This is a genomic window from Rhizobium sp. SG_E_25_P2 (assembly GCF_029892285.1).
Taxonomy (GTDB): domain Bacteria; phylum Pseudomonadota; class Alphaproteobacteria; order Rhizobiales; family Rhizobiaceae; genus Rhizobium_E.
The window spans coordinates 256441-279584 of the sequence record NZ_JARXVM010000002.1; the positions used below are offsets into that span (position 1 = coordinate 256441).

The window sequence follows — 23144 nt, forward strand, 5'->3', positions numbered from 1 at the left end:
GGAATGACAAATGGTTGAAATTGCACCGCTCGGCGCTCTTGTGGTCGATATTGAAGCCCGCGTCGACAAGCTCGAAAAGGGCATTGCCAAGGCCAACGCTGCGCAGCGGCGCGGTGCCACCGAAATGGAAAACCGCGCCCGGCAATCGGCGCGGAAGATCGAAGACACTTATTCCCGGTCATTCGACCGGATCGGCAAGACCATCGAAAACGGCTTCGCCGCCTTCAGCCGTGGCAGCGCGGCGGTTGCTGGCGCTGGCGCGGCTGCGCTCGCCTTCAAGGAGATCGCGAATTCGGTTGCGGAAGTGGACCGCGAAGCCCGCAAGGCTGGCGTGTCTGCGAAGGTTTGGCAGCAATGGGCGTTTGTCGCCAAAGCGACCGGCGCAAGCGTTGACGGCGTCACCGACGCCCTGAAGGAAATGAACATCCGGGCCAACGAATTCGCGCTCACCGGCAAAGGCGGCGGCGCCGAATGGTTCACGCGCTTCGGCTATTCTGCCGAAGAAGTGGGCCGCAAGCTTCGCGAGCCGAACGCCTTCCTCGATGAACTGATCGGCAAGATCAAACAGCTTGATCAGGCGGGCCAGACGCGCGCCGTTGATGAACTGTTCGGCGGGACCGGCGCGGAAGAGCTATCGAAAGCCCTTGGCTTGTCCGTCGAGCAAATCCAGAAGCTACGCAGCGAAGCCGCGACCTTCAGCGCCGAACAGATCGAATCCGCAAAGCGTGTAAACGCCGCATGGGATACCATGTGGGCGAACTTCACGGTTCGCGCCAAGGCCGCAGCCATTGAAGGCGCGAATATCGCCGCCTCAATTGCGCAGTCTATCAGGGACGCAGGCGAAAGCGTTGGCGCCGATAAGTGGCTTGATGGCACTCGGCTTGCACCGGGCGCCCTTGAAGCCGGGCGCCGCGACTATGATCAGCGGCAGGAACTCGCGGAGCTGAACGACCTTCTGAAGCAGCGCGCCGAACTCATGGCAGAGCTTGAAGGCATGTCGCCGCTTGCCCGCTCACTCGGCTTTGACGAGAGCGTCAAGGCAAACCTTCGGGAAGTGGACGCCCGCATTCGCGAGGTGCAACAGGCATTGCAGGATACCCGCCCGGTCATCGATGGCGTCAAGGATTCCAGCGAAGCGCTTTCGCCCGCCTTCGACCGCAACGCCACGGCGGCAATAAACTTCAAAACCGCCCTGGCTGAACTGAAGGCGCTTGTTCCGGGCCTGAAGGCCGACTTTGACGCGCTCGCACAGTCCGACGCCCTGAACACCGCATATCAGAACGCCGCGCGCAACGCCCGCTCTATGGGCGAACTGTGGCAGGCGACGGACATTGCCAGCCGCGCCCGATCGATCGCGACCTATGGTCAGCACGACAATATCCTCGACTTGATTGGCGCCGCCGAAGGGACCGACAGAGGGCGCGGCTATAACGAAACGCTCGGCTATGGCGCCTTTACCGGTGGCGCGCAAAACCTTACAGGCATGACGCTTGATGAGATCATGGCGCTTCAGGGCCGCATGCTCGCCAACCCGGCCAACACCTTCAATTCATCCGCCGTGGGCCGCTACCAGATCACGCGCCAGACGCTTCAGGACGCCATGCGGCAGATGAACCTTGCCGGTGATCGGACCTTTGACGCAGCCACACAGGATGAAATCGCCCGCTGGCTTCTGCGCAGCACGGGCGGCAACGTTGACGCCTTGCGTGGCCGCTGGGAGGGATTGCAGCGCGTGGATGTTTCCACCATCCGCAACGCCTATGCAGGCACCCCCACCGCTGCGCAGAACCTTGACCCATCGCCGGGGCAGCAGCGCCAGACTGATCTTCTAAGGCAGCAGACCGACGCCCGCCGCAACCTGAACCAGACCGTTCAGGAAGGGCTTGATCAGGCCCGCTTTGAGCAGTCCATTTCCGGCATGTCGGAACGGCAGCGCCGTATCGAGCTAGAAGTTTATCGAGCGCAGCAGCAGGCCAAGCGCGAAGGCATCACGCTATCCGATCAGGAGCTTCAGAAGATCCGCGAAAAGATCGCGATGACGCAGCAGCTAGAGGCCAAGAATCAGCAGGTGGCGGCATCGACAGAAGGATTGAAGCAGGGGCAACAGTTCTTCGCGGAATCTTTCACACAGTCACTCTCCGGGCTTCTGACCGGCACGACCACATTGCAGGGCGCCGTTCAAAGCCTTCTGAATTCCCTGATCGACGCGACCCTGCAGGCTGCACTTCTCGGTAAGGGACCGCTTTCCGGTATCCTCGGCGGCGGCACCGGCTTGCTCGGTATGATCTTCGGCTTCAGCAGCGGCGGCTATACCGGTGATGGCGGCAAGTTCGAACCAGCTGGCATCGTGCACCGTGGCGAATATGTCATGTCAAAGGACGCGACCAAGAGGCTGGGCGCCGCGAACCTCGAAGCGCTTCATCGTGCTGCGCTCGGGAAGCCCGGCTATGCCAAGGGCGGGCTTGTCGGATCACCGGCCAAGCTGGCGCCCGTGTCATCGGAACATCGCGGCGGCGGCGTGACTGCGCAGGCCATCACCATCAACAGCCCTGTCACCGTCAACGCGACGGGCGGCGATGCGCAGCAAAATGCCGATCTTGCCCGGCAAGTTGCGAAGGAACATGAAAACATGATGCGCGCCGTGGTGCGGCAGGAAGTGTTCAACATGCAGAAGCCCGGAAACTTGCTGAACCGGTAGCGCCCTGCATATCCCGCTTGCACCCCATGGCGGGATATGCGATTCTATTAGCATAAACGTGCCAGCCAGCCGACGAACCTACCAGCTTACGCGCCTCGCAAAATCCCCTCAGCATTCTGCTATATAGAAACCGCTCATGGCGTCATCCATGCGCGCACCATACTGGCACCGTTTACAAGGGCGACACCGGGACTCTAGACCGGCGCCATCAGCTGGCCAGAAGCAACCGGAAGATCAGCCGACAAGCTCCCCTGAATAAGGACGCCCCGGCGGGTTATCGCCGCCTGCCTCGGCAGGGAATGGATGCAAGAAAATGACAAGCGCACTGTGGCACTCTTCGGAGGGACACAACGCTTGGCTACGGATCGATTGAAGGCAAGTCGGTTCGTAGTGCGCACTCTTCGGAGTGTAACCGCTTCGGTCGCAAGACCGGGATAGCGGGGCGAATATCAGGTAAGGGAAGCCGCCTGATGCAGATTGACTATCTTTAGCCCTTCACCACCTGTTGCACGGTAACAGATATCCCCCTCTGGTAAGAACACAAATGGCAGCTTCTATCTGTCTGTTCTTACCAGAGGGGGAAAGTCCTATTCCCGGTGGCATATGATCAGAGCAACAAACCACCGGCACCACGAAACAGGTCAAGAGAACGCCGCGAAGCGGCGGCAAGGCCGAAGGCCGCGCAGGCGAGCGCAGCGAGCAACAGGCGTTAGTCACCACCATTTGCATCGCTTCCCAAAACCGTATGCAGCTAAGATCACCAACACGGCAATAATTGCTGTCTGACCGGACGCCGACAGTTCGACCACGTCAATGATTTTGATTGTGAGGGAATTGGTTGTTTCGTTCACAGCGCGCACCTTTCACCAAAAAGGAAGGAGCACTCTTGCGCTGCATTTAAGTAGTTAGCTCCGATTCGGTGGGGCTGTCTAGCGGTTTGCTTTATCCAATCTAGCCGCACATGCCCGGTTCGGCTTCGGGTTTCTTTAACTGATTGAAATTGTTTTGGAAATATGTGATTCTATGTTCCGAATTCTGATCGTGGTGCAAATGTCAAGATATTTGCCTGCGACTGAAGAAAATTCAAAAAGCCTGACCGAACTTGCTATATATTCATCAGCAGCCGAAACGGCTTCCAACTCTTCCGGCTGCCAGACAAAGGACGACCTGAACCCCGCGTGTGCCTTCCACGCGGGGTTTCTTTTTGCCTGCCATGTCCTGAAACGCAAACACCCCCACTGCCGTGAAGCAATGAGGGTGTTTGTGGGAGAGTGCCAGCCGTAGCACGTCTGCCGTTGCGAGTATTATAATACCACATTTCAGCGCCTTGTGAATCCCCGGCTGCGAAATTTCTTGAAGGCCAAAGGTCAGTCACCGGTGCCTTAACCTACTGTATTCATTATTAAAATAGCGATTTCGGGTATTGACGCGATTCCGCAAATCAGCAAGATTCTGCCTGTCACCAATCGGAGGGTTACAGATGGATGATGTTTACGTCGCTGATGAAGATTACGCCCGGCTGCTTGACCACCTGCTTGATTGCAGGCTCGGGGAGATGCTTGCGGCTTACCGGGATGAACTGCGCAGCATGTTGACCATGGCGCTCGGGCTTCAGGCGGGGGTTTGGCCGGAGTCGTCTAAGGTCGATTAATTTTCGACCACCTTCATTTTTCCGAAGGGAGCCTACGACCGATTGCTATATAGTCGGCAGCAAACAGACATCACCGAATTCGAGCCGGGAAGATACCATTCCCGGCAACGGCACCTGTTTGCCTCATAGTCAGCAGAAGGAGTTAAGCAGCTATGACTATTGTATCTGACAGCCCGGTCACCCTCTCGGCACGAGACGAAACCACGTTCGAAATCGCCGCCATCATTGATGAAATGCGACTGTCCGCCGAACCCTTCGGCACCTATGACGTTGCCAAGCGCGTCATGGAGATTTCACATGCGCATTTTCTTGCGCAACTTCAGGGCGCCCTTGAGAAAGAATTGGCGCCCATCCGCGAAATGACATCGAAACTCGCCGACCACTTCAAAGCGATCAGACAGCAGAACATCAATCTACCGCCCGACGTGGTGAGCGGCATCAGGCGCGAATTTGGCGACAATCGCCACTGACAACAAAGCCCGCCGATCCTCACCGGCGGGCTTTATTATGTTTCCATGGCGGCATTTTAGCGTCGCCCGCTTTAACTAGCTCATTGATGGTTAGATGAACATTGCCGTCTTCTAATTCATCGAGGTCATCGAAGCCCAATTCTCTGTCGGAACCAATGCTAGTGACAAATGACAAATCAGTTTGGCCGTCAAAGCTTGTGCAATTTATTCCGACAACCCTGCCACTCGCATTGAACACCGGCCCGCCGCTCGCGCCACCGTGTATGTGGAAATCTACGCGGAAGTTTTGCCACGGCGTCATCGTGCCAATGCCACTTAGTGAGACTTCATGCACTATTCCTCGGTAGAAGCCCCCGTTTAGCCAAATTTCCCGTTTTTTTCCGTCTTCCACAATCGTGGATTCAGGAAATGCGTATGTGAAGACCGTGTCACCAACTTGGGGCAATTTTCCCGTAAGCGGTAGGCAAGGTTGACCGGCAACTTTTGCCGGCTCAACTTTAACCATACATATGTCGGCACGAGCTGACATCACACTGCGAATAACTTGTCTTATCTCATGCGTGCCATCAGCCGATTGCTGAACGATGACGTGGCGGAAAACTTGAGCCGCTTCTTTCGCATCGGGGTCGCTTCCATCCCAAGCATAGCTCCGCTTAAGTGAAAACTTATGTTCAAAGACATGTCGCGCTGTGATCAAAATGTCTTTGGCAACGAAGAACCCTGTTCCGGTGGCTGCCCACTTGCCGTCGTCGGGGTCGATCTCAAACATTGCCACGATAGATTGACCGACGTCACCTTGCCTATTGAAATCATCAATGACTGAATACTTATCGGGCACGTCTGTCCCGTCGAGTTTCTTAAAGGCCATCGCGCTTCACTTAATGACAGAATCGATTCATGCCGAAATCATCGCCCAATTTGCCGCAAATGGCAAAATTCCCAGAGCAATAGCGTCTCCCATGCGATGATCCAACACCTCGCCGAAATCGCCCGCCATGTAGACAAGGATGCCCACGCCATCCTCGTCATGGACCAGGCAGGCTTGCATGCGCCACAGACAAAGAAGCCCGCCTGTGAAGATCGGCGGGCTTTTTCATAAGTGCTTAAAGTTGGCGTAGCGCTTCTAGCTCGGGGAAAGCCTGCCACTTCAACGAAGGACTATTGCATGCGGGGCTGTTCGGCAGGTTGCTGACTAGCTGACCATTCCGCACCACCACCTCTACCGCCTGCCGACCAGTATAGCCGCCCATCCGGTTCTTGGCGTTCGCCTTCACGCATACCCAGTGTAATTTGCTGTGCTTGTTGAATTGCATGTAGGATATTTCGGCATCCCTGACCGAATAGGGATCAACGAGGTAGTCGCGGGCGTCGCGCACAATAGCAGCCTTTACCGATGCGGGGGCAGGCTTCGCCTCGGTCATCGCAGTTTGCAGTTCAGCTTGAGTCTGGCAACCCGATAAAGCCATTCCAGCGATGGCGAGCATTAGCAGCTTCTGTTTCATGAGATTCTTCAGGTGTGGGGTTATTGACGCGCGGAACCTAATCGCGCCTTCCGCAAGTTGCAAGTTGGTTATCGGCCACACTACACCCGTTCGGGGTGTTCAAATACGGCGGCGATGGTCCACGTGTGTCAGCCACAAGACTGTAACACTTAGCATCTCGCGATATTCGTTAAGTTGTTGAATTTACTTGAAAAAGAAGACATGGCTGGGGAACCTGGATTCGAACCAGGACTAACGGAGTCAGAGTCCGTGGGTCTACCGTTAACCTATTCCCCAGCAAGCGTTTTCACGCTGTCCTGCCGTCAGGCGCTTTGGAAGCGCTTGGCCGTCGGTGAGGCGGCTTCTAGCATATTGACGGCGAGGTTCAAGCGGAAAATCGGTTTCGTGTGAAAGAAATTTGTCAGGCGGGTTCGATAAAAGCGCCTTTCTGCGCAGGCGCAAAAACAAATTGTCGTTTCAGCGGCGAACTGGTACATTCCTTGCCAACACTGAACAGAGACTTGCGCCTGCCGCAGCCGATTGGCGCGCAGAGCGCCGTGGAACATTACCGTGAGTGACCCCGAATCCGGCGTAAAGCCGTCTGACGCCGGGGCGTCCGGGGCAGGATCGAAGCCGGGAGACAGCTCTTCCCGGCGTGCGAAACGTCGGCGCAAGCGTGCGCAGGCTTCCGCTATACGTCCGCCCGAAGCCGTCGAGACGCGCAAGTCCGTCGGCGAGACGCCCGATCCTGTTGCGCCGGGCAAAGCCCCGGATCGCAAGAAAAAGCGCCGCAAGCGGTCGCGGGGCGCGTCTGCGTGTACTCCGCCGCGCGCACAGGCCGAAACCTCCGCCGCTGCCGTCAAGAACAGCCAGGACAAGCCCGCGTCGACCAAGAAAAGCGGTCGGCATCGCCGGCGGCTGCAGGCGCGGCCCCTGCCGCAGGAAACCTCGCCGCGCGCGCATGGCAAGCCGTCTACCGATCGCGCCGAGACGGCGTCGCGCGCGGATCTTCCCCGACCGAAGCCTGCGGCGCCGGAATTTCCGCCGCCCGACACGCTCTACGCCGCGCTTGATCTCGGCACCAACAATTGCCGGCTGCTGATTGCCCAGCCGACGCGACCCGGCCAGTTCCGGGTCGTCGACGCGTTTTCTCGCATCGTCCGGCTCGGCGAGGGGCTCGGCGCGACCGGCCGCCTTTCCGAAGACGCGATGGATCGCGCCGCCGAGGCGCTCAAAGTCTGCGCCTCCAAACTTGCCGCCCGCAAGGTGCGCCGTATGCGGTTGATCGCCACCGAAGCCTGCCGCGCCGCCTCCAATGGCGAGACCTTTCTCGAACGGGTGGCGCGGGAGACCGGTCTCGAGCTCGAGGTGATCAATCGCGAGACCGAGGCGCGCCTCGCCGTCTCCGGCTGCGCCTCTCTGGTCGGCCGCGATGCGCGCTCGGCCGTGCTGTTCGATATCGGCGGCGGTTCGTCGGAAATCGCCATCCTGCAGATCAGCGGCCAGCGCTCGCCGCGGCTCGCCAATCACATCACCCACTGGACCTCGCTGCCGGTGGGCGTCGTGACCTTGTCCGAACGGCATGGCGGCCGCCATGTCACGCCCGACATTTTCGCCGCCATGGTCGCGGAAGTGGAAGATATGCTGTCGCGCTTCTCCGCGCCGCTGGCTTCGGAGCTCAACGGCGCCGATAGCGGCTTTCACATGATCGGCACGTCCGGCACTGTCACCACGCTTGCCGGCGTCTATCTCAACCTGCCGCGCTATGATCGCCGCCAGGTCGACGGCCTCTGGATGGACGCCGCCGATGTGACGGCCATGCAGGACCGGCTGGTCGGGCTCGATTTCGCCGGCCGCGCCGCCAATCCCTGCATCGGGCCGGATCGCGCCGATCTGGTGTTGGCCGGCTGCGCCATTCTCGAGGCCATCCGCAGGCGGTTTCCGGTCGAGCGCATGCGCGTCGCCGACAGGGGCTTGCGCGAAGGCCTGCTCACGGAAATGATGGCGGATGACGGCGCCTGGCGCAGAGCCAGGCCGCGCCCGCCCTTTCACAGGATCTGACCCATGACGAGCAAACCCACCGGCGGCAAGGGAACCGGCCGCAAGCTGACCCAGCATGTGAAGAAGAAGAAGCTGAAGGAATCGTCGCGCCGCTGGCTGCAGCGCCATATCAACGATCCCTATGTGCAGCGCTCCCGCCTGGAGGGATATCGCTCGCGCGCGGTCTACAAATTGCTGGAAATCGACGAGAAACATCACATTCTCTCGGGCGCCCGGCGCATCATCGATCTGGGCGCCGCCCCCGGCGGCTGGTCGCAGATCGCCGCCCGCGTCACCGATTCCACCAATGACAATATCCGCGTCGTCGCCATCGATTTTCTCGAAATGGACGCCATTCCCGGCGTGCATTTCCTGCAGATGGACTTTCTCGATGACGCCGCGCCACAGGCGTTGATGGATGCGCTGGGCGGCATTCCCGATCTGGTGATTTCCGATATGGCCGCGCCCACCACCGGCCACCAGCGCACCGACCATTTGCGCACCATGCATCTGTGCGAAGTGGCGGCGCATTTTGCTGTCCAGGTGCTGCGCGAGGGCGGCCATTTTCTCGCCAAGACCTTCCAGGGCGGCGCCGAGAAGGAACTTCTTGACATGCTCAAGCGGAATTTCCGGCAGGTCGTGCATGTCAAGCCGCAGGCCTCGCGGGCGGAATCGGTGGAGATGTTCATTCTCGCCAAGGGTTTCCGCGGACCGAAAGTCGGCGCCATTGGCCATGAAGAGGCTGCCGAAAGCGACATGCAGGCCGGCGATCACAGGGACAATCGCGACGACGAGGAATGATTGTCGTGGCAAGGGGGACGCAATGCTGCTCTATGTGACGCTTGGAACCAACGATCTCGCCCGCGCCATCCGCTTCTATGATCCGGTTATGGCCACTCTCGGGCTGACGCGGCAGGTCACCGAGGAGGATGAGGCAGGCTATGGCGCCGATGGCGATGTTCGCTGCCGCCTCTGGGTCACCTATCCCTATGACAAGCAGGCGGCGACTGTTGGCAATGGCTCGATGCTTGCCTTTGACGCCGCCGATCGCGCCGCTGTCGATTCCTTTCACGCCGCAGCGCTTCTCTCAGGCGGCGCCGACGAAGGCCTGCCCGGCCTCAGGCCGTTCGGGCCGGATTTCTACGCCTGCTATGTGCGCGATCCCGATGGCAACAAGCTGTCGGCCGTGTGCGAACGGCGCGCCTGATCAATCCGATCGTCACACATGGGCGACATGACCTGACACATTCGCCCCCGCATTGGCGGGCAACCGGCTGATCGGCCAGGCGGCAAGCAGGTTGAGCGCCGCAATGGCGATGAAGGCAGTGTGGAAGCTGGAGACGCCCAGCGGCGCGCCCGTGGCCAGCGCATGCAATTCCAGAATAATGCCGGCGACGGCGACGCCCATCGCGCCGGAGATCTGCTGCGCCACCGCGTTCATCGCCGCAGCGCGTCCCGACAGTTCCTGCTCGATATCGGCAAAGCCAAGAATATTGACGCCGGTGAAGAAGAAGGAGCGCACGAAACCTGCGGCAAACAGCACGGTGACCAGCACGAGATAGGGCGTCTCCGGCAGAAACAACGCATTGGCCGCCGTGCCGAGCGCCGAGACGCCTGCCGCAATCAGCAGCACATTGCGAAAGCCAAACCGGTGAAACACATGCCGGGCGGCGAATTTCGTCAGCAGCGCGCCGCCGGCGCCGATGAAGGTGATCATGCCGGAGTGAAAGGGCGACAGGCCGAAGCCCAGCTGCAGCATCAGCGGCAGCAGGAAGGGCACGGCCCCCATGGCGATGCGGAAGATCGAGCCGGCGGTCACGCAGGCGCGGAAGGTCGGCACCTGAAACAAAGTGAGGTCGAGCACCGGATTCGGATGCCGCCGCGCATGCCGGATGAAGGCGACAGTCGAGATCACCCCCACCGCCAGCGCGCCCACGCCGACGATCGGCGGCAATGCCGCCATGCTGATCACCGACAGGCCGAACACCAGGCCGGAGGCGGCAAGCCCGCTCATCACGAAGCCGCTGATGTCGAGCGGCGCCGTCTTCACCGGCGGAATGTCGGGAATGAACAGCAACGACAGGATCGCGCCGATCGCCCCCACCGGCAGATTGATGAGGAATATCCATTCCCAGCTGAAATAGGTGGTGATGAAGCCGCCGATCGGCGGTCCCACCAGCGGGCCGATCACGGCAGGGATCGTAAACAACGACATGGCCGAGACAAGATTGGCCTTATCTGTGGACCGCAGCAGGATGGCGCGGGCGACCGGGGTGGTCATGGCGCCGCCCAGGCCCTGCAGAAAGCGGGCCACCACGAAAAACGGCAGATTGGTCGCCAGCGCGCACAGCGCCGAGCCGGCTATGAACACGCCGATTGCGGTGATGAACACGCGTTTGGCGCCGAACTTATCTGCCGCCCAGCCGCTCAGCGGAATGAACACGCCGAGCGAGACGAGATAGGAGGTCATCGCGAGCTTCAGCGTGATCGGGCCGACGCCGAGATCGGCGGCGATGGCCGGCAGCGAGGTGGCGATCACGGTGGAATCCATCTGCTCCATGAACAGAGCGACGGCGAGAATGAGCGGGGCGAAGCGATGCAAGGCGCAAACCGGCGGAAAATGAATCAATAGGCCTGAAACAGCCATGGAAACATGGCGCTGGCAAGGTCGCCGGCCTCGTCAGTCGCCCTGCGACAAGCGGATCTTCACCTTCCGCTCCGGCATTGTCTCATGGGCTGCATCGGGCGGGCCTGCCGGCGCATGCAGCTTGATCATGCTCACAGCGCGCGCGCCGATCACCCGCAGCGGTTGGCTTACAGCCGGCGATAGCGGGCCGCAGCGGCGCGTTCGATCGCGGCGGCGGTCAGTTTGTCGAGTTCCAGCCGGGCGCGCAGCAATTGCAGGAAGCGCAATTCGGTCGGCTCGATCTGATGGTCGGCGATGGCGATTTCCACGGCCAGCGCATAGGCTGTGTCGTAGAGGCGCGGCGGCAGCGCGTCGCGAATGGTTTCGAGCGCGATGTCGAGCCCTTCCGCGCCGGCCAGGATTTCCTGCGCCTGGCGGCTGGTCGGGATGATGTCGTCCTCGCCGAAGCCTTCAAACACCGGCAAGAGCCGCGCCAGCCGGGCAATGCCCTTGAGTTCGGGATCGGGCATATGACCGTCCGATGCAGACGCCATCACCATCACATAGATCAGCGCTGCCTGCGCCGTCACTTTTTCCGCCATGACATCCTCACCTGAGCCCGTTTGCGCCACAGCAAGTAAGCCGCGGCGCGGGCGAAATCAAGATGGCGCGCGCGCGGGAGAATTTTCCTACTGGCTGGCCCAGATGATCCGGGCGATCCAGTCCACGTCCGTCGCCTCCAGCGTGCGGCCGGGATGGTCGGGATTGAGCGACATCAGTTCGATCGTGCGCGGGGTCTGGCGCGCCAGCACCTTGGCCATCACCTCGCCCTCTCGGGTGCGCACCACCACGCGGTCGTTGCGACGCACCTGCGCGCCGGGCTCGACGATCAGCACATCGCCGTCGCGATAGAGCGGCATCATGCTGTCGCCCTGCACCTCCAGCGCATAAACCCCCGGCTTGTGGGCGGGCGAGGCGGGAAACTCCACCACGTCCCAGCCCTGACCGGCGGGAAAGCCGCCATCGTCGAAAAAGCCGCCGGCGCCGGCCTGAGCGAAGCCGAGCAGCGGAATCGGCGAGACTTGCGGCGGAAAAGCGCCGTCCGGCAGGCCGGACGCCCTGATCACGGGATGCAGGAAGGACATGAAATCCTCGATCGTCGAGCCGGTGGCTTCGAGGATCTTATGGATCGATTCCGTCGAAGGCCAGCGCTGGCGGCCATCGACGGAACTGCGTTTGGATTTGTTGAAGGCGGTGGGGTCGAGCCCCGCCTTGCGGGCCAGGCCGGAAGGGGTCAGGTCATGCCGCGCTGCCAGGGAATCGATGGCTTCCCAGATCTTCTCATGCGAAAACATGGCGGACGGTCCGTCAATTGGCGGCCCGCGGCGACGCGTTACGAAAGGCGGGCGATGTCGTGGATCTCTGGCGCGGATCTTAACCATATCCCCGCGCGTGAGTAAAGGTTGCGAGGAATAAAATCCTGTGCGTCAATTCGCCTGCGGCAGCGCCGCGCCGATCTTGCCGATCTGGATTACGGCCTGCGTGCGACTGTCGACGTCGAGCTTGAGCAGGATGGCCGAGACATGCGCCTTCACGGTCGCTTCGGACACGCCGAGTTCATAGGCGATCTGCTTGTTGAGCAGGCCTTCGCCGATCATGCCGAGCACGCGGGTCTGCTGCGGGGTCAGCGTTTTGAGCCGACCGATCAGGATGTCGATCTCGCTGTCCTGGTCGCGGACCGCGTCATAGCCGGGCGGGGCATAGACGCCGCCGTCCAGCACCACAGCGATGGCCGCCCTGATGTCGTCGATGCCGCTTGATTTGGAAATGAAGCCCGATGCGCCCAGATCGAGCGCGCGGCGGATGGTGGCGGCGTCATCGGTGGCAGACACGACGGCGACAGGAATAGCTGGAAATTCGGCCCTCATCATCATCAGGCCGGACAGGCCGCTCACGCCGGGCATGGCGAGATCCAGCATCATCAGATCGGCGTCGGGATGCGTCTGGGCTGCTTTTCGCGCTTCCTCCAGCGATCCGGCCTCCACGATCGTGGTGTCCTGGCCCCCGAAAGCGAGCGCCTGTTTCAGCGCTCCACGAAACAAGGGATGATCATCGGCGATGATGATCGTCGCGGAAGATGTCTGCATTTTCCCCCCGTGAGCCTGCTGGCAAGCCCGGATTTTCTCGTTCCAAAGAGCTTATATCAGCCCTGTTGAAACGAAAAGCATTTTGTCGCGATCGCTCGCTCCAGGGCTGCAAGGCGCCCATCTCTTCCCGTCGCCTCGGCTGTTTTCTTTCGCCGCCAGATGGGTTAGGCAGCTGTGAGCATTGGGAGGCCGCCATGACCGAGCTGATTTACAAGATTGTGCCCGCCGAGACCTGGCGTCAGGCGGAAAGCGCCGGCGTTTTTGCAGGAGCCGGCATCGACCTCGCCGATGGCTTCATCCATCTGTCCACCGCTCAGCAGACCCGCCGGACGGCCGAACTGTATTTCACGGGACAGACGGGCCTGGCGCTCGTGGCGATCGACACTGAGGCGCTCGGGCCGGCGCTGCGCTATGAGGCCTCGCGCGACGGCGCGCTGTTTCCGCATCTCTACGGACCGTTGCCTCTTTCCGCTGTCAGGGCGACTTATGCGCTGACGCTTGACGCCGAAGGACAATTCATCTTTCCGGAGGACATGCCATGAAGGACGCGCTCTGGCCGCTGCTGCGATCAGGCCTGTTTCGCCTCGATCCCGAACAGGCGCATAATCTGTCGATCCGGGCTCTGTCGCTGGGGCTGGCGCCCGCCGCGCGCCTTGCTGCCGATCCCCGTCTCGCCGTTCAACTCGCCGGCCTCAGTTTCGCCAATCCGATCGGCCTGGCCGCCGGTTACGACAAGAATGCCGAGGCTCCCGAGGCCATTCTCAGGCTCGGTTTTGGCTTCACCGAGGTCGGCACGCTGACGCCGCGCCCGCAGGCCGGCAATCCCAAGCCCCGGTTGTTCCGCTTGGTGGAGGACGAAGCCGTCATCAACCGCTTCGGCTTCAACAATGAGGGCCATGCGGCGGCGCTGGCGCGGCTCGACAAGATCGACCCGCTGGCGCTGGTCGGCGTCAATATCGGCGCCAACAAGGACGCCGTCGATCGCGTCGCCGATTATGTTGCGGGCGTCAAAACCTTCTATCGCGTGGCGCGCTATTTCACCGCCAACATTTCCTCGCCCAATACGCCTGGTCTTCGCGATCTGCAGGCGCGCGATAGCCTCCGGGAGCTCTTGTCGGCGGTGCTTGCTGCGCGCGACGAGGAAGCGGCCAAGGCCGGCCGCTCCGTGCCGGTCTTCCTCAAGATCGCGCCCGATCTCACCGAAGAGGGCATGGACGATATCGCCGGGGAAGCGCTGGCAAGCCGCCTCGACGGGTTGATCGTCTCCAACACCACGCTGTCGCGCGAGGGCTTGCGCGACCAGCGCCAGGCCGGCGAGGCGGGCGGTATGTCCGGCAAGCCGCTGTTTGACAAGGCGACTGCGGCGCTGGCGCGCATGCGCAAGCGTCTGGGTCCTGATTTCCCGATCATCGGCGTCGGCGGCGTGGATTCGGCGGAGACCGCAGCGGAGAAGATCCGCGCCGGCGCCGATCTCGTGCAGCTTTATTCGTCGATGGTCTATGGCGGCCCCGGTCTTCCTGCGCGCATCGTCACCGGTCTGTCGCGTCTCCTCGATCGCGACGGTCTCGCTTCGATCCGCGAGATCCGCGACACGAGGCTCGATCACTGGCTGGCGCGAAAACTCTGAGCCCTCAGTTTCGGCACGGCGATGGCGAGAAATACGCCGCGCAGGAACAGAAACAGATTGAGCGACAGCCAGAGCCCGGTATTGCCCGCCAGAGGCACAAGTGACCAGAGACAGAGGCCGAAGCCGGCGAAGGCGAGCAGCATGCGGTTGCGCATCGCCTTCGACCAGGCGGCGCCGATGAAGACGCCGTCCATCAGAAAGGCGAGACAGCCGCTGATGGCGGTGATCGCCGCCCAGGGCAGGTGCTGATAGGCGATGGCCCGCACCGGCTCCGACGTGGTCAGGAAATCGATGATCGGCCGTCCTGCCAAAGCGAGGATCAGGCTGGTGAGGATCGCAAGCATCAGCGACCAATAGCCCGTCAGCCTCAGCCCCCGGTCGAATGCGGGACGATAGCCCGCTCCCAGCGATCGGCCGATGATGGTTTCGGCGGCATTGGCGAGGCCATCCAGCCAGAAGCCGGCGACCATGAAGAAATTCATCAGCACCGCGTTCGCAGCCAGTGTCTCCGCGCCGAATTGCGCGCCGATCCGCGTCATCAGGAAAAAGGCGCCGAGCAGCACGAAGGAGCGGATCATGATGTCGGCGTTCAGCGAAAACAGCCGCGCCAGTTTGCCCCGTTCCAGCAGCCCCGATATCCGGCGTGGATCCCGCGCCTGAAAACCCCTGAGCACGATGACGAGGCCCGCGATCATGCCGACGACTTCGCCTGTGACGGTGGCGAGAGCAATACCCGCGATGCCGCCTTGCATTGTGAGGCCGAACAGCACCGACAGCGCGATATTGACGCCATTGATCAGCGCCTGCAGGAGAAGTCCGGTCTTGGAGCGGCCCTGTCCCAGCAGAAAGCCGAGAATGGCGTAATTGGCGAGCGTGGCCGGTCCCGACAGGATGCGCAGCGAAAACCATTCTCCCGTCGCCCGCGCCGCGCCCTCGGTCGGGCTCATCAGCAGAAGGCCCAGCTTCAAAAGCAATGGCCCGGCGAGCATGACGGCCGCGCCGATCGCCAGCGCGCTGATGAGCGCCCGCCAGAACACCGCCTCCTGCTCCGCCGTCTCGCCGCGTCCCCAGGCTTGCGCGGTCAGCGCCGTGGTAGAGGCGCGCAGGAAGTTGAAGCTCGCAAAAATCAGGTCGAAAAGCACAGCGCCGATCGCCAGTCCCGCCAGCGCGTCGGCGTCGCCCAGCCGTCCGGCCACTGCCGTGTCGGTGATGCCGAGCAGCGGCGTGGTCAAAAAGCCGAGCGTCATCGGCAGGGCCAGACCCAGCACCATGCGATGGGTCACCTCGAAGCCGCCGCCCGCCCCCGCCCGCATCAGAACAGCTTCAGGGGAAAGCGGGCGAGCGGACCTTGGTCGGCGCGTGGGCGCGAGCCGAGCACCATGGCCCAATAAGGCCTGCCGTCAGCGCTGTTGGCGGCGCGGACGACGCCCAGCGTCTCGAAGCGGCCCATCATATTCTCATAGTGGCGGGGCGAGGTGATCCAGGCGGCGACGGCCGCCTCCACACTGCGCTGACCCGAGGCGATGTTCTCGGCCGCCGGCAACGGCACTTTCATGCGCCGCATGCGCGCGCCGAACTCTTCCGAGCCGAGCTTGTGGGCCATCTTGCCGGCGCTGGCCATATGTTCGGCCTGGTCGCGGGCGGCGGCGATCACGGTCGCGTCGGCGATGAGCGGCGGCAGGCCCTTCTTGGCGCGCGCCTGATTGACCAGCGGCAGCGCCTCGGTGGTCTGATCCATCACCGGGCCGACAGGGGCGACGGGGGATAGAGCGGTAGTGGTCGAACAGGCAGATAGCGCCGCGATCGCGGCAAGGCCGAAGCCGGCGGCAAGAACGCCGCGACGGGAAATGTCAGAAAAGCTCACGATTTGCGCCAACTCAGAATGCGGATCAGGATGAAAACGGGGATGACCACGACAGCGCCGATCAGCAGATAATCGCCGACGCGTCCCAAGGCGCGGAAGCCGGTGCGCCAGAGATCACCAATGAAATCCTGCGCCCAGAATAGAATGTCGGTGGGATAAACGCCGAATGTATGCATGGCGAAGCCGACCAGCAGCGACACGACGATCAGCTTGATCGCCACGCGCAGCGGCGTATCGCCCAGAAAACGATTGAAGCCTTCGGCCATGTCACACTCCAGTTTGCGGAAACGAGGAATCGCTTGACCGCGTCACACGGCGGAAATTAGACAAATCCGCCCAACATGAAAAGAAATCTCCCGCCATGGCTCCCAAACGCATTTTGACATCAGGCGATCTCGTCGCCGATCGCCGCGCCGATTACGCCGCCATGCTGGCTGAAAGCGGCGATGTCGCCGCAGCAGCCGAATTGATGGAGCAGGCGCTGGAGCTCGCGCCCGGCTGGACCGCCGGCTGGGTCAAGCTCGGCGACTATCGCGAAAAAGCGGGGCTGACAGATCTGGCTGTTGACGCCTATCGCCGCGTTGCGGCCTCGTCTGACGCCGCTCTGTTCGGCGCAGATCTCAAGCTCGCCGCGCTCGGCGCCGCCGAGACGCCGGCTCTGCCGCCCAGCGCCTATGTCGAAGGCCTGTTCGACGATTACGCCGACCGTTTCGAAAGCGCGCTCATCGACAAGCTCGGCTATTCCGTGCCGAGAAAGCTCGCCGCCCTGATCCGCAATCACAAGGGCCAAGTCCCCTTCGCGCTTGCGGTCGATCTCGGCTGCGGCACCGGGCTTCTCGGCCCAGAGATCGCCGATTGCGTTTCCGCGCTCGAAGGCTACGATCTCTCTGAAAACATGCTGGCCAAAGCGCGCGACAAGGGCGTCTACAACCATCTCGCCCGCGCCGATCTGTCCTTGTCTCCGGAGGCTTCGGGACTGTTTAACGGCCTCGTCAAGGCGCGCGCCGATCTGGTCGCCGCCGCCGATGTGATGATGTATCTCGGCGATCTCGACGCCGCCTTCGCCAACGCCGCAGCGCTCGCTGCAGCTGGCGGTCTCTTCGCCTTTTCGGTGGAGAAGGACGAGGCGGAAACAGGCTTTTCACTCCGCCCCTCGCTGCGTTACGCGCATTCCCGCGCTCATGTCGAGACTATCCTCGCCCGCCACGGTTTTGCGCCCATCGCCTCGGAGGAGACGGTGATCCGCATGGATGCGGGGCAGCCGATCACCGGCCTGCTGTTCCTGGCGCGAAAGTAAGGTCTGGCTGTTCCCCTGGCGCGGAAATTATGTCAGTATGGTTGACATAATTTGCAAAAGCGAAATCGGCGCGCGGGGATAGAATGGGAAAAATCGGCATCTGGAACACCGACCCCACCAAACATTCCTTGTTTGAGGATGCGCAGGGGGTGTTCACCGGCACCGTGCTTGCCTCTCTCGGCGTCATGCTGCTGACCAAAGCGGGCTTAGTGACCGGCGGCGTGGCCGGCATGGCCTTTCTCCTCAAATACACCTTTGGGATCAATTTCGGTCTCGGCTTCTTCCTGATCAACCTGCCGTTCTATTACCTCGCCTATAAGCGCATGGGCAAAGCCTTCACCATCAAGACTTTCTGCTCCGTGGCGCTGCTTGCGCTACTCACCCAGTATCAGCCGCAATGGCTGGAAATCGGTTATGTGCATCCGGTCTGGGCGGCGGTGCTCGGCGGGTTGTTGATCGGCATGGGCATGCTGGCGCTGTTTCGCCATCGCGCCAGCATCGGCGGCATCGGCATTCTCGCGCTCTATCTGCAGGATCGCTTCGGCTGGCGGGCGGGGCTGGTGCAGATGAGCATCGATCTGGTCATCCTCGCTCTCGCTTTTTTTGTGACGAGCCCCTTCATCGTGCTTTGCTCCGTGCTCGGCGCGGCGGCGTTGAATTTCTTCATCGCAGTCAACCACCGCACCGATCGCTATATTGCGATGTGACAGCGCGAGGCGATCAGGCGGCGCGGGCCGGCTGATCGATCGGATGCGGCGTCCGCGCGCCCACGGCCAGCCGGTTCCAGACATTGATGACGCCAATCGCGACGGTGATGTCGGTGATGTCCTTCTCAGAAAAATGCGCCGCCAGCGCCTGATAGGCGTCGTCAGGCGCGCCGGTGTCTGCAAGCCGCGTCACGGCGTCGACCCACCCCAGAAGCGCCCGCTCCTTGGCGTCATAGACGGGCGATTCCCGCCACACGCTCATCAGGTTGATCCATTGTTCGCCGAGCCCGTCATGGCGGGATTCCTTCACATGCATGTCCACGCAATAGGCGCAGCCATTGATCTGCGAGGCGCGCAGCTTGATGAGATGAATGAAGCGCCGCTCGAGGCCGCTGTTCTGGACATAGTTTTCCAAGCCCAGCACGGCCTTGTAGGCGTCAGGGGACGCCTTGGCGAAGTTGAAGCGGGGATGCATGGCAATTTCCTTTCTTAGGTCGAGGGGGATTTGCGTTCGTGGAGGTCGAGAAAGGCGCAACCGCGCGCGGCGATGGCGTCTCCCCGATCGCTTTCAGAGGTTTCGCGGGCCAGGTCCGCGATCGTCACCGACTTCAACTCCGCCCGGTAGGCGCGCTCGGCCTTCAGCATCGCCGAGGCGATGCCGCAGGGCCGCGTCGGTTTGCCCGGCAGCGGGTTTGGTCCCCGCTGGCGGATTTCGTTGCAGCGGAAGGCCGGCTCAGGCCCCTCCACGGCGAGCACGATGTCGAGAAGCGTGATGTCGTTCACCGCCTTGGCCAGCCGGTAGCCGCCGCGCGGGCCGGGCACGGTCCGGACGACGCCGGCCGCCGACAGCGCCTGAAGATGTTTGAGCAGGTAACTCGTCGATACGCCGTGAAACTCCGCCAGCGCGGCGGCCGGCAGAACGCCATCCTCGCTCAGTCCCGCCAGAAGCGTGACGCAGTGAATGGCCTGTTCGACGCCGTCGCTGAGTTTCATGGCTTTCTCCTAATCGTGGATAAAACATATCCATGATTCTCCTGCGCGTCAATCCGTCTTCGCCCTTGTCTCCGGCGGTTGAGCCTCTATCTTCCGGCAAGGCGAGGGAGTGACGGATGGACGCGAAGACAGAATGGAGCGGCGAGGGTGGTTTGCCGCCTCTGTTCACCCGTTGGTTTGCCGAGCGCGGCTGGTCGCCACGTCCGCATCAGCTGGCGCTGCTCGACAAGACGGCTGACGGTCGCTCGGCGCTGCTCATTGCCCCCACCGGCGCCGGCAAGACGCTGGCCGGTTTCCTGCCTTCGCTCGTCAATCTCCACCGGCGCGGCAAGCCCAAGCCCGGAACCGGCTTTCACGGCGTCCACACGCTCTACATTTCGCCGCTCAAGGCGCTGGCTGTCGACATTGAGCGCAATCTCGAACGTCCGGTCGCCGAGATGGGTCTGCCCGTCACCATCGAGACGCGCACCGGCGATACGCCGCAGCACAAGCGCTCGCGCCAAAGGCTCAATCCGCCCGATATCCTGCTGACGACGCCCGAACAGCTGGCGCTGCTGATCGCCTCAAAGGAGGCCGAGCGGTTCTTTAGGGAATTACGCTTCGTCGTGTTCGACGAATTGCATTCGCTGGTCACCTCCAAGCGCGGCCATCTCCTGTCGCTCGGGCTCGCCCGGCTGCGCAAGCTCGCGCCGGAGGTTCGCACGATCGGGCTGTCGGCCACCGTCGCCGATCCCGATGATCTCCGGCGCTGGCTGGTGGCGCAGCGGCCCGGCGAGAAAGGGCTTTCGGAACTGGTGACAGTGTCGGGCGGCGCCCGGCCGGTCATCACCATTCTCGACACGGAAGAGCGCATTCCCTGGTCCGGCCATTCGGCGCGCTACGCCATGGGCGAGGTTTACAAGGCGATCGGCGAGCACCGCACCACGATCCTGTTCGTCAACACCCGCTCGCAGGCCGAGATGCTGTTTCAGGAACTCTGGCGCATCAATGACGACAATCTGCCGATCGCGCTGCATCACGGCTCGCTCGACGCCAGCCAGCGCCGCAAGGTCGAGGCGGCCATGGCGGAGAATCGACTGCGCGCCGTGGTCGCCACCTCCACGCTGGATCTCGGGCTCGATTGGGGCGATGTCGATCTCGTCATCCATATCGGCGCGCCCAAGGGCGCCTCACGGCTCGCCCAGCGCATCGGTCGCTCCAATCACCGCATGGATGAGCCCAGCAAGGCTATTCTCGTGCCGGCCAATCGCTTCGAGGTGATGGAATGCCAGGCGGCGCTCGACGCCAATTATATCGGCGCGCAGGATACGCCGCCGGTGGGCGAGGGCGCGCTCGATGTGCTCTGCCAGCACATCATGGGGCTCGCCTGCGCCGATCCCTTCGATGCGCTTGAGGTCTATGAGGAGATCAGCAGCGCCTCGCCTTATGCGCATCTAAGCTGGGAATCATTCGAACGCGCGCTCGATTTCGTCGCCACCGGCGGCTATGCGCTGCGAACCTATGAGCGCTACGCCAAGATCCGCAAGACCAAATACGGGCTGTGGCGGGTCTCCCATCCGGCATACGCCCAGCAATATCGGCTCAATGTCGGCACCATCATCGAAGCGCCGATGATGAATGTCCGCATGGTGCGCAAGGGCAAGGGCGCGGTCGGTCGCGGCGGTCCGGTGCTTGGTCAGGTCGAGGAATATTTCCTCGAACAGCTTTCGGCCGGCGACACATTCCTGTTTTCCGGCAAGGTGCTGCGTTTCGAAGGCATCCGCGAAAACGAATGCCTGGTCTCCGACGCCTTATCGCAGGATCCGAAGATCCCGGCCTATGCCGGCGGCAAGTTTCCGCTCTCCACCTATCTCGCCGAGGGCGTGCGCGCCATGCTGGATGATCCGGACAAGCGCAAGACCCTCCCCGATCAGGTGCGCGACTGGTTGTCGATCCAGGCGGAGAAATCCGTGCTGCCGAAGCGCGACGAGTTGCTGATCGAGACCTTTCCGCGCGGCGACCGCTTCTACATGGTCGCCTATCCTTTCGAGGGCCGGCTCGCGCATCAGACTTTGGGCATGCTGCTCACCCGAAGGCTCGATCGCGTCGGCGCCAAGCCGCTCGGCTTCGTCGCCACCGATTATGCGTTGGCCATCTGGGGGCTCGAGGATATGGGCGCGCATTTCGCCAACCGCCGCCCCTCGATCCAGGACCTCTTCGACGAGGACATGCTGGGCGATGATCTCGAAGCCTGGCTCAACGAGACATGGCTGCTCAAGCGCACCTTCCGCTATTGCGCCGTCATCGCCGGCCTGATTGAACGCCGTCATCCCGGCAAGGAAAAGACCGGTCGGCAGGTCACGGTGTCATCAGATCTCATCTATGACGTGCTTCGCAACCATCAACCCGATCACATCCTGCTGGAGGCCACGCGTCACGACGCCGCGCAGGGGCTTTTGGACATTCAGCGGCTTGGCGATATGCTCAAGCGAATCAAAGGGCATATCCGGCTCAAGCGCCTCGAGCGGATCTCGCCGCTCGCTGTGCCGATCATGCTCGAAGTCGGCAAGGAGTCGGTCGGCTCCGCCGCCGACGAAGCGCTGCTGACGGAAGCCTCGGACGATCTGATACGGGATGCGCTGAATTGAACTGGACTGATCCGAGCGTTGGGCTAGCCCCCTCTGCCCTGCCGGGCATCTCCCCCTCAGGGGGGGAGATTGGCTGGCGGGACGACCTTCGCCCGGATTTCGGCGGTTGTTGTCAGGGCGAGAGCCATCCTCCTTTGATCTCCCCCCTTGAGGGGGAGATGCCCGGCAGGGCAGAGGGGGGTAACCCCGCATGACCCGCCTTGCCAGAAACCTCCAAACACCGCACGACCCCGCCGCCGCCTGCGAAGCCGAACTGAACGGCCAGCGCCTCATTTTCGATCCGCTCGGCGCGCTCGTGATGCCCGATCACGGTCTGCTCTGCGTCTCCGATCTTCATTTGGAAAAGAGCGCGGCCTATGCCCGTCGCGGCCAGATGCTGCCGCCCTGGGACACGCTCGCCACGCTCAGGCTTCTTGAAGCCGTCATTGCCCGCCATAATCCCAGCGTCGTCGTCTCGCTCGGCGACAATTTTCACGACCGGCGCGGCGCCGATCTGATGCCCGGGGAATTTCGCTCTTATCTCGAAAGCCTGATGTCAGGCCGCGAATGGATCTGGATCACCGGCAACCATGATCCCGATGGCGTCGGCACACTGTCCGGAACACAAGCCGACAGCCTGCATTTTGCCGGCCTTACCTTTCGGCATGAGCCGGGCGCTGCTTGCGAGGCGGGCGAGGTCGCCGGCCATCTGCATCCGGCGGCCACGCTGGTGCGCCGCGCGCGCGGCGTGCGCCGCCCCTGCTTCGCGCTCGATGCCCGCAGGCTGATCATGCCCTCCTTCGGGGTGATGACAGGCGGGCTCGATCTCGATCACCGCGCCTTCAACGGCTTGTTCGAAAAAGATAAGCTCACCGCGCATCTCTTGAGCCAAGGGCGGGTTCATTCTTTTGCCTACAAGGCTCTACGCGGATAAGAA

Annotated in this window: 23 protein-coding genes and 1 tRNA gene; 12 read left to right on the top strand and 12 right to left on the bottom strand. The window is 62.1% G+C overall.

Annotated elements, in window-relative coordinates:
* Positions 1 to 10: 10 nt before the first annotated feature.
* The 3 genes from M2360_RS05175 to M2360_RS05185 all read left to right on the top strand — a co-directional run bounded on the left by M2360_RS05175 (position 11) and on the right by M2360_RS05185 (position 4819).
* Positions 11 to 2698 carry a hypothetical protein gene (locus tag M2360_RS05175; RefSeq protein ID WP_280773316.1) on the top strand — a complete coding sequence of 896 codons (2688 nt, stop codon included), beginning with the start codon at positions 11 to 13 and terminating at the stop codon, positions 2696 to 2698.
* Between the two features lie 1480 nt (positions 2699 to 4178).
* Entirely contained in the window at positions 4179 to 4349 is a 171-nt protein-coding gene (locus tag M2360_RS05180; RefSeq protein ID WP_280773317.1) for a hypothetical protein, read from the top strand.
* 152 nt (positions 4350 to 4501) lie between these two features.
* Positions 4502 to 4819: a hypothetical protein gene (locus tag M2360_RS05185; RefSeq protein WP_280773318.1), complete on the top strand. Its 318-nt coding sequence runs from the start codon at positions 4502 to 4504 to the stop codon at positions 4817 to 4819.
* Positions 4820 to 4838: 19 nt separating this feature from the next.
* Here the strand turns inward: M2360_RS05185 and M2360_RS05190 are convergent, their stop codons facing one another.
* From M2360_RS05190 to M2360_RS05200, 3 genes are all read right to left on the bottom strand, one after another.
* A complete protein-coding gene (locus M2360_RS05190) occupies positions 4839 to 5687 on the bottom strand; it encodes a serine protease (protein WP_280773319.1) in 849 nt (282 codons plus the stop codon).
* Positions 5688 to 5922: 235 nt separating this feature from the next.
* Entirely contained in the window at positions 5923 to 6321 is a 399-nt protein-coding gene (locus M2360_RS05195; protein WP_280773320.1) for a hypothetical protein, read from the bottom strand.
* 202 nt (positions 6322 to 6523) lie between these two features.
* Positions 6524 to 6597 (bottom strand) — tRNA-Gln (locus M2360_RS05200).
* A gap of 273 nt (positions 6598 to 6870) precedes the next feature.
* On the opposite strand from M2360_RS05200, the gene M2360_RS05205 reads away from it, so the two are divergent.
* Genes M2360_RS05205 through M2360_RS05215 form a run of 3 tightly spaced genes read left to right on the top strand, consistent with a single transcriptional unit; the run spans position 6871 to position 9547 of the window.
* The gene (locus M2360_RS05205) at positions 6871 to 8361 is read left to right on the top strand and encodes an exopolyphosphatase (protein WP_280773321.1); all 1491 of its coding nucleotides are present in this window, start codon (positions 6871 to 6873) and stop codon (positions 8359 to 8361) included.
* A 3-nt stretch (positions 8362 to 8364) separates the two neighbouring features.
* On the top strand, positions 8365 to 9141 hold the full coding sequence (locus M2360_RS05210; protein WP_280773322.1) for an RlmE family RNA methyltransferase: 777 nt from the start codon (positions 8365 to 8367) through the stop codon (positions 9139 to 9141).
* Between the two features lie 22 nt (positions 9142 to 9163).
* On the top strand, positions 9164 to 9547 hold the full coding sequence (locus M2360_RS05215; protein WP_280773323.1) for a VOC family protein: 384 nt from the start codon (positions 9164 to 9166) through the stop codon (positions 9545 to 9547).
* A gap of 12 nt (positions 9548 to 9559) precedes the next feature.
* On the opposite strand, the gene M2360_RS05220 is transcribed toward M2360_RS05215, so the two are convergent.
* The 4 genes from M2360_RS05220 to M2360_RS05235 all read right to left on the bottom strand — a co-directional run bounded on the left by M2360_RS05220 (position 9560) and on the right by M2360_RS05235 (position 13113).
* Positions 9560 to 10942 (bottom strand): DHA2 family efflux MFS transporter permease subunit, encoded by a 1383-nt coding sequence (locus M2360_RS05220; protein ID WP_280773324.1) that lies wholly within the window; start codon positions 10940 to 10942, stop codon positions 9560 to 9562.
* Positions 10943 to 11154: 212 nt separating this feature from the next.
* Positions 11155 to 11568, bottom strand: a complete 414-nt coding sequence (locus M2360_RS05225) for a tellurite resistance TerB family protein (protein ID WP_280773325.1) — start codon at positions 11566 to 11568, stop codon at positions 11155 to 11157.
* Positions 11569 to 11655: 87 nt separating this feature from the next.
* Positions 11656 to 12321: a helix-turn-helix transcriptional regulator gene (locus tag M2360_RS05230; RefSeq protein WP_280773326.1), complete on the bottom strand. Its 666-nt coding sequence runs from the start codon at positions 12319 to 12321 to the stop codon at positions 11656 to 11658.
* 132 nt (positions 12322 to 12453) lie between these two features.
* Complete coding sequence (locus tag M2360_RS05235) at positions 12454 to 13113, bottom strand: response regulator transcription factor (protein WP_280773327.1); 660 nt, start codon at positions 13111 to 13113, stop codon at positions 12454 to 12456.
* A 194-nt stretch (positions 13114 to 13307) separates the two neighbouring features.
* Here M2360_RS05235 and M2360_RS05240 point away from each other — a divergent pair, with 194 nt between their 5' ends.
* Both M2360_RS05240 and M2360_RS05245 read left to right on the top strand, forming a co-directional pair.
* Positions 13308 to 13655 (top strand): DUF952 domain-containing protein, encoded by a 348-nt coding sequence (locus M2360_RS05240; protein WP_280773328.1) that lies wholly within the window; start codon positions 13308 to 13310, stop codon positions 13653 to 13655.
* Positions 13652 to 14740: a quinone-dependent dihydroorotate dehydrogenase gene (locus M2360_RS05245; RefSeq protein ID WP_280773329.1), complete on the top strand. Its 1089-nt coding sequence runs from the start codon at positions 13652 to 13654 to the stop codon at positions 14738 to 14740. The genes M2360_RS05240 and M2360_RS05245 overlap by 4 nt, the downstream gene beginning before the upstream one ends.
* Here M2360_RS05245 and M2360_RS05250 read toward each other — a convergent pair.
* The 3 genes from M2360_RS05250 to M2360_RS05260 are packed head-to-tail and all read right to left on the bottom strand — an operon-like array spanning position 14716 to position 16870.
* Positions 14716 to 16053: an MATE family efflux transporter gene (locus M2360_RS05250; RefSeq protein WP_280773330.1), complete on the bottom strand. Its 1338-nt coding sequence runs from the start codon at positions 16051 to 16053 to the stop codon at positions 14716 to 14718. The genes M2360_RS05245 and M2360_RS05250 overlap by 25 nt on opposite strands.
* Entirely contained in the window at positions 16053 to 16604 is a 552-nt protein-coding gene (locus tag M2360_RS05255; protein ID WP_280773331.1) for a CAP domain-containing protein, read from the bottom strand. The genes M2360_RS05250 and M2360_RS05255 overlap by 1 nt, the downstream gene beginning before the upstream one ends.
* Entirely contained in the window at positions 16601 to 16870 is a 270-nt protein-coding gene (locus M2360_RS05260) for a DUF6460 domain-containing protein (protein ID WP_280773332.1), read from the bottom strand. The genes M2360_RS05255 and M2360_RS05260 overlap by 4 nt, the downstream gene beginning before the upstream one ends.
* 95 nt (positions 16871 to 16965) lie before the next feature.
* Here M2360_RS05260 and M2360_RS05265 point away from each other — a divergent pair, with 95 nt between their 5' ends.
* Complete coding sequence (locus M2360_RS05265) at positions 16966 to 17901, top strand: methyltransferase (protein WP_280773333.1); 936 nt, start codon at positions 16966 to 16968, stop codon at positions 17899 to 17901.
* 83 nt (positions 17902 to 17984) lie between these two features.
* A complete protein-coding gene (locus tag M2360_RS05270) occupies positions 17985 to 18608 on the top strand; it encodes a YitT family protein (protein WP_280773334.1) in 624 nt (207 codons plus the stop codon).
* A gap of 13 nt (positions 18609 to 18621) precedes the next feature.
* Here the strand turns inward: M2360_RS05270 and M2360_RS05275 are convergent, their stop codons facing one another.
* Positions 18622 to 19083 (bottom strand): carboxymuconolactone decarboxylase family protein, encoded by a 462-nt coding sequence (locus M2360_RS05275; protein ID WP_280773335.1) that lies wholly within the window; start codon positions 19081 to 19083, stop codon positions 18622 to 18624.
* A 14-nt stretch (positions 19084 to 19097) separates the two neighbouring features.
* Positions 19098 to 19601: an Rrf2 family transcriptional regulator gene (locus tag M2360_RS05280; protein WP_280773336.1), complete on the bottom strand. Its 504-nt coding sequence runs from the start codon at positions 19599 to 19601 to the stop codon at positions 19098 to 19100.
* Positions 19602 to 19717: 116 nt separating this feature from the next.
* Here M2360_RS05280 and M2360_RS05285 point away from each other — a divergent pair, with 116 nt between their 5' ends.
* Together M2360_RS05285 and pdeM are read left to right on the top strand one after the other, a co-directional pair.
* A complete protein-coding gene (locus tag M2360_RS05285; RefSeq protein WP_280773337.1) occupies positions 19718 to 22228 on the top strand; it encodes a ligase-associated DNA damage response DEXH box helicase in 2511 nt (836 codons plus the stop codon).
* 190 nt (positions 22229 to 22418) lie between these two features.
* On the top strand, positions 22419 to 23141 hold the full coding sequence (pdeM, locus tag M2360_RS05290; RefSeq protein WP_280773338.1) for a ligase-associated DNA damage response endonuclease PdeM: 723 nt from the start codon (positions 22419 to 22421) through the stop codon (positions 23139 to 23141).
* Positions 23142 to 23144 lie beyond the last annotated feature (3 nt).

Bases quoted from the DNA above. Each gene is read 5' to 3' on its own strand.
- M2360_RS05175 (WP_280773316.1), top strand. From the start codon at position 11: ATGGTTGAAATTGCACCGCTCGGCGCTCTTGTGGTCGATATTGAAGCC.
- M2360_RS05180 (WP_280773317.1), top strand. From the start codon at position 4,179: ATGGATGATGTTTACGTCGCTGATGAAGATTACGCCCGGCTGCTTGAC.
- M2360_RS05185 (WP_280773318.1), top strand. From the start codon at position 4,502: ATGACTATTGTATCTGACAGCCCGGTCACCCTCTCGGCACGAGACGAA.
- M2360_RS05190 (WP_280773319.1), bottom strand. From the start codon at position 5,687: ATGGCCTTTAAGAAACTCGACGGGACAGACGTGCCCGATAAGTATTCA.
- M2360_RS05195 (WP_280773320.1), bottom strand. From the start codon at position 6,321: ATGAAACAGAAGCTGCTAATGCTCGCCATCGCTGGAATGGCTTTATCG.
- M2360_RS05210 (WP_280773322.1), top strand. From the start codon at position 8,365: ATGACGAGCAAACCCACCGGCGGCAAGGGAACCGGCCGCAAGCTGACC.
- M2360_RS05215 (WP_280773323.1), top strand. From the start codon at position 9,164: ATGCTGCTCTATGTGACGCTTGGAACCAACGATCTCGCCCGCGCCATC.
- M2360_RS05225 (WP_280773325.1), bottom strand. From the start codon at position 11,568: ATGGCGGAAAAAGTGACGGCGCAGGCAGCGCTGATCTATGTGATGGTG.
- M2360_RS05230 (WP_280773326.1), bottom strand. From the start codon at position 12,321: ATGTTTTCGCATGAGAAGATCTGGGAAGCCATCGATTCCCTGGCAGCG.
- M2360_RS05235 (WP_280773327.1), bottom strand. From the start codon at position 13,113: ATGCAGACATCTTCCGCGACGATCATCATCGCCGATGATCATCCCTTG.
- M2360_RS05240 (WP_280773328.1), top strand. From the start codon at position 13,308: ATGACCGAGCTGATTTACAAGATTGTGCCCGCCGAGACCTGGCGTCAG.
- M2360_RS05245 (WP_280773329.1), top strand. From the start codon at position 13,652: ATGAAGGACGCGCTCTGGCCGCTGCTGCGATCAGGCCTGTTTCGCCTC.
- M2360_RS05250 (WP_280773330.1), bottom strand. From the start codon at position 16,053: ATGCGGGCGGGGGCGGGCGGCGGCTTCGAGGTGACCCATCGCATGGTG.
- M2360_RS05260 (WP_280773332.1), bottom strand. From the start codon at position 16,870: ATGGCCGAAGGCTTCAATCGTTTTCTGGGCGATACGCCGCTGCGCGTG.
- M2360_RS05265 (WP_280773333.1), top strand. From the start codon at position 16,966: ATGGCTCCCAAACGCATTTTGACATCAGGCGATCTCGTCGCCGATCGC.
- M2360_RS05270 (WP_280773334.1), top strand. From the start codon at position 17,985: ATGGGAAAAATCGGCATCTGGAACACCGACCCCACCAAACATTCCTTG.
- M2360_RS05275 (WP_280773335.1), bottom strand. From the start codon at position 19,083: ATGCATCCCCGCTTCAACTTCGCCAAGGCGTCCCCTGACGCCTACAAG.
- M2360_RS05280 (WP_280773336.1), bottom strand. From the start codon at position 19,601: ATGAAACTCAGCGACGGCGTCGAACAGGCCATTCACTGCGTCACGCTT.
- M2360_RS05285 (WP_280773337.1), top strand. From the start codon at position 19,718: ATGGACGCGAAGACAGAATGGAGCGGCGAGGGTGGTTTGCCGCCTCTG.
- pdeM (WP_280773338.1), top strand. From the start codon at position 22,419: ATGACCCGCCTTGCCAGAAACCTCCAAACACCGCACGACCCCGCCGCC.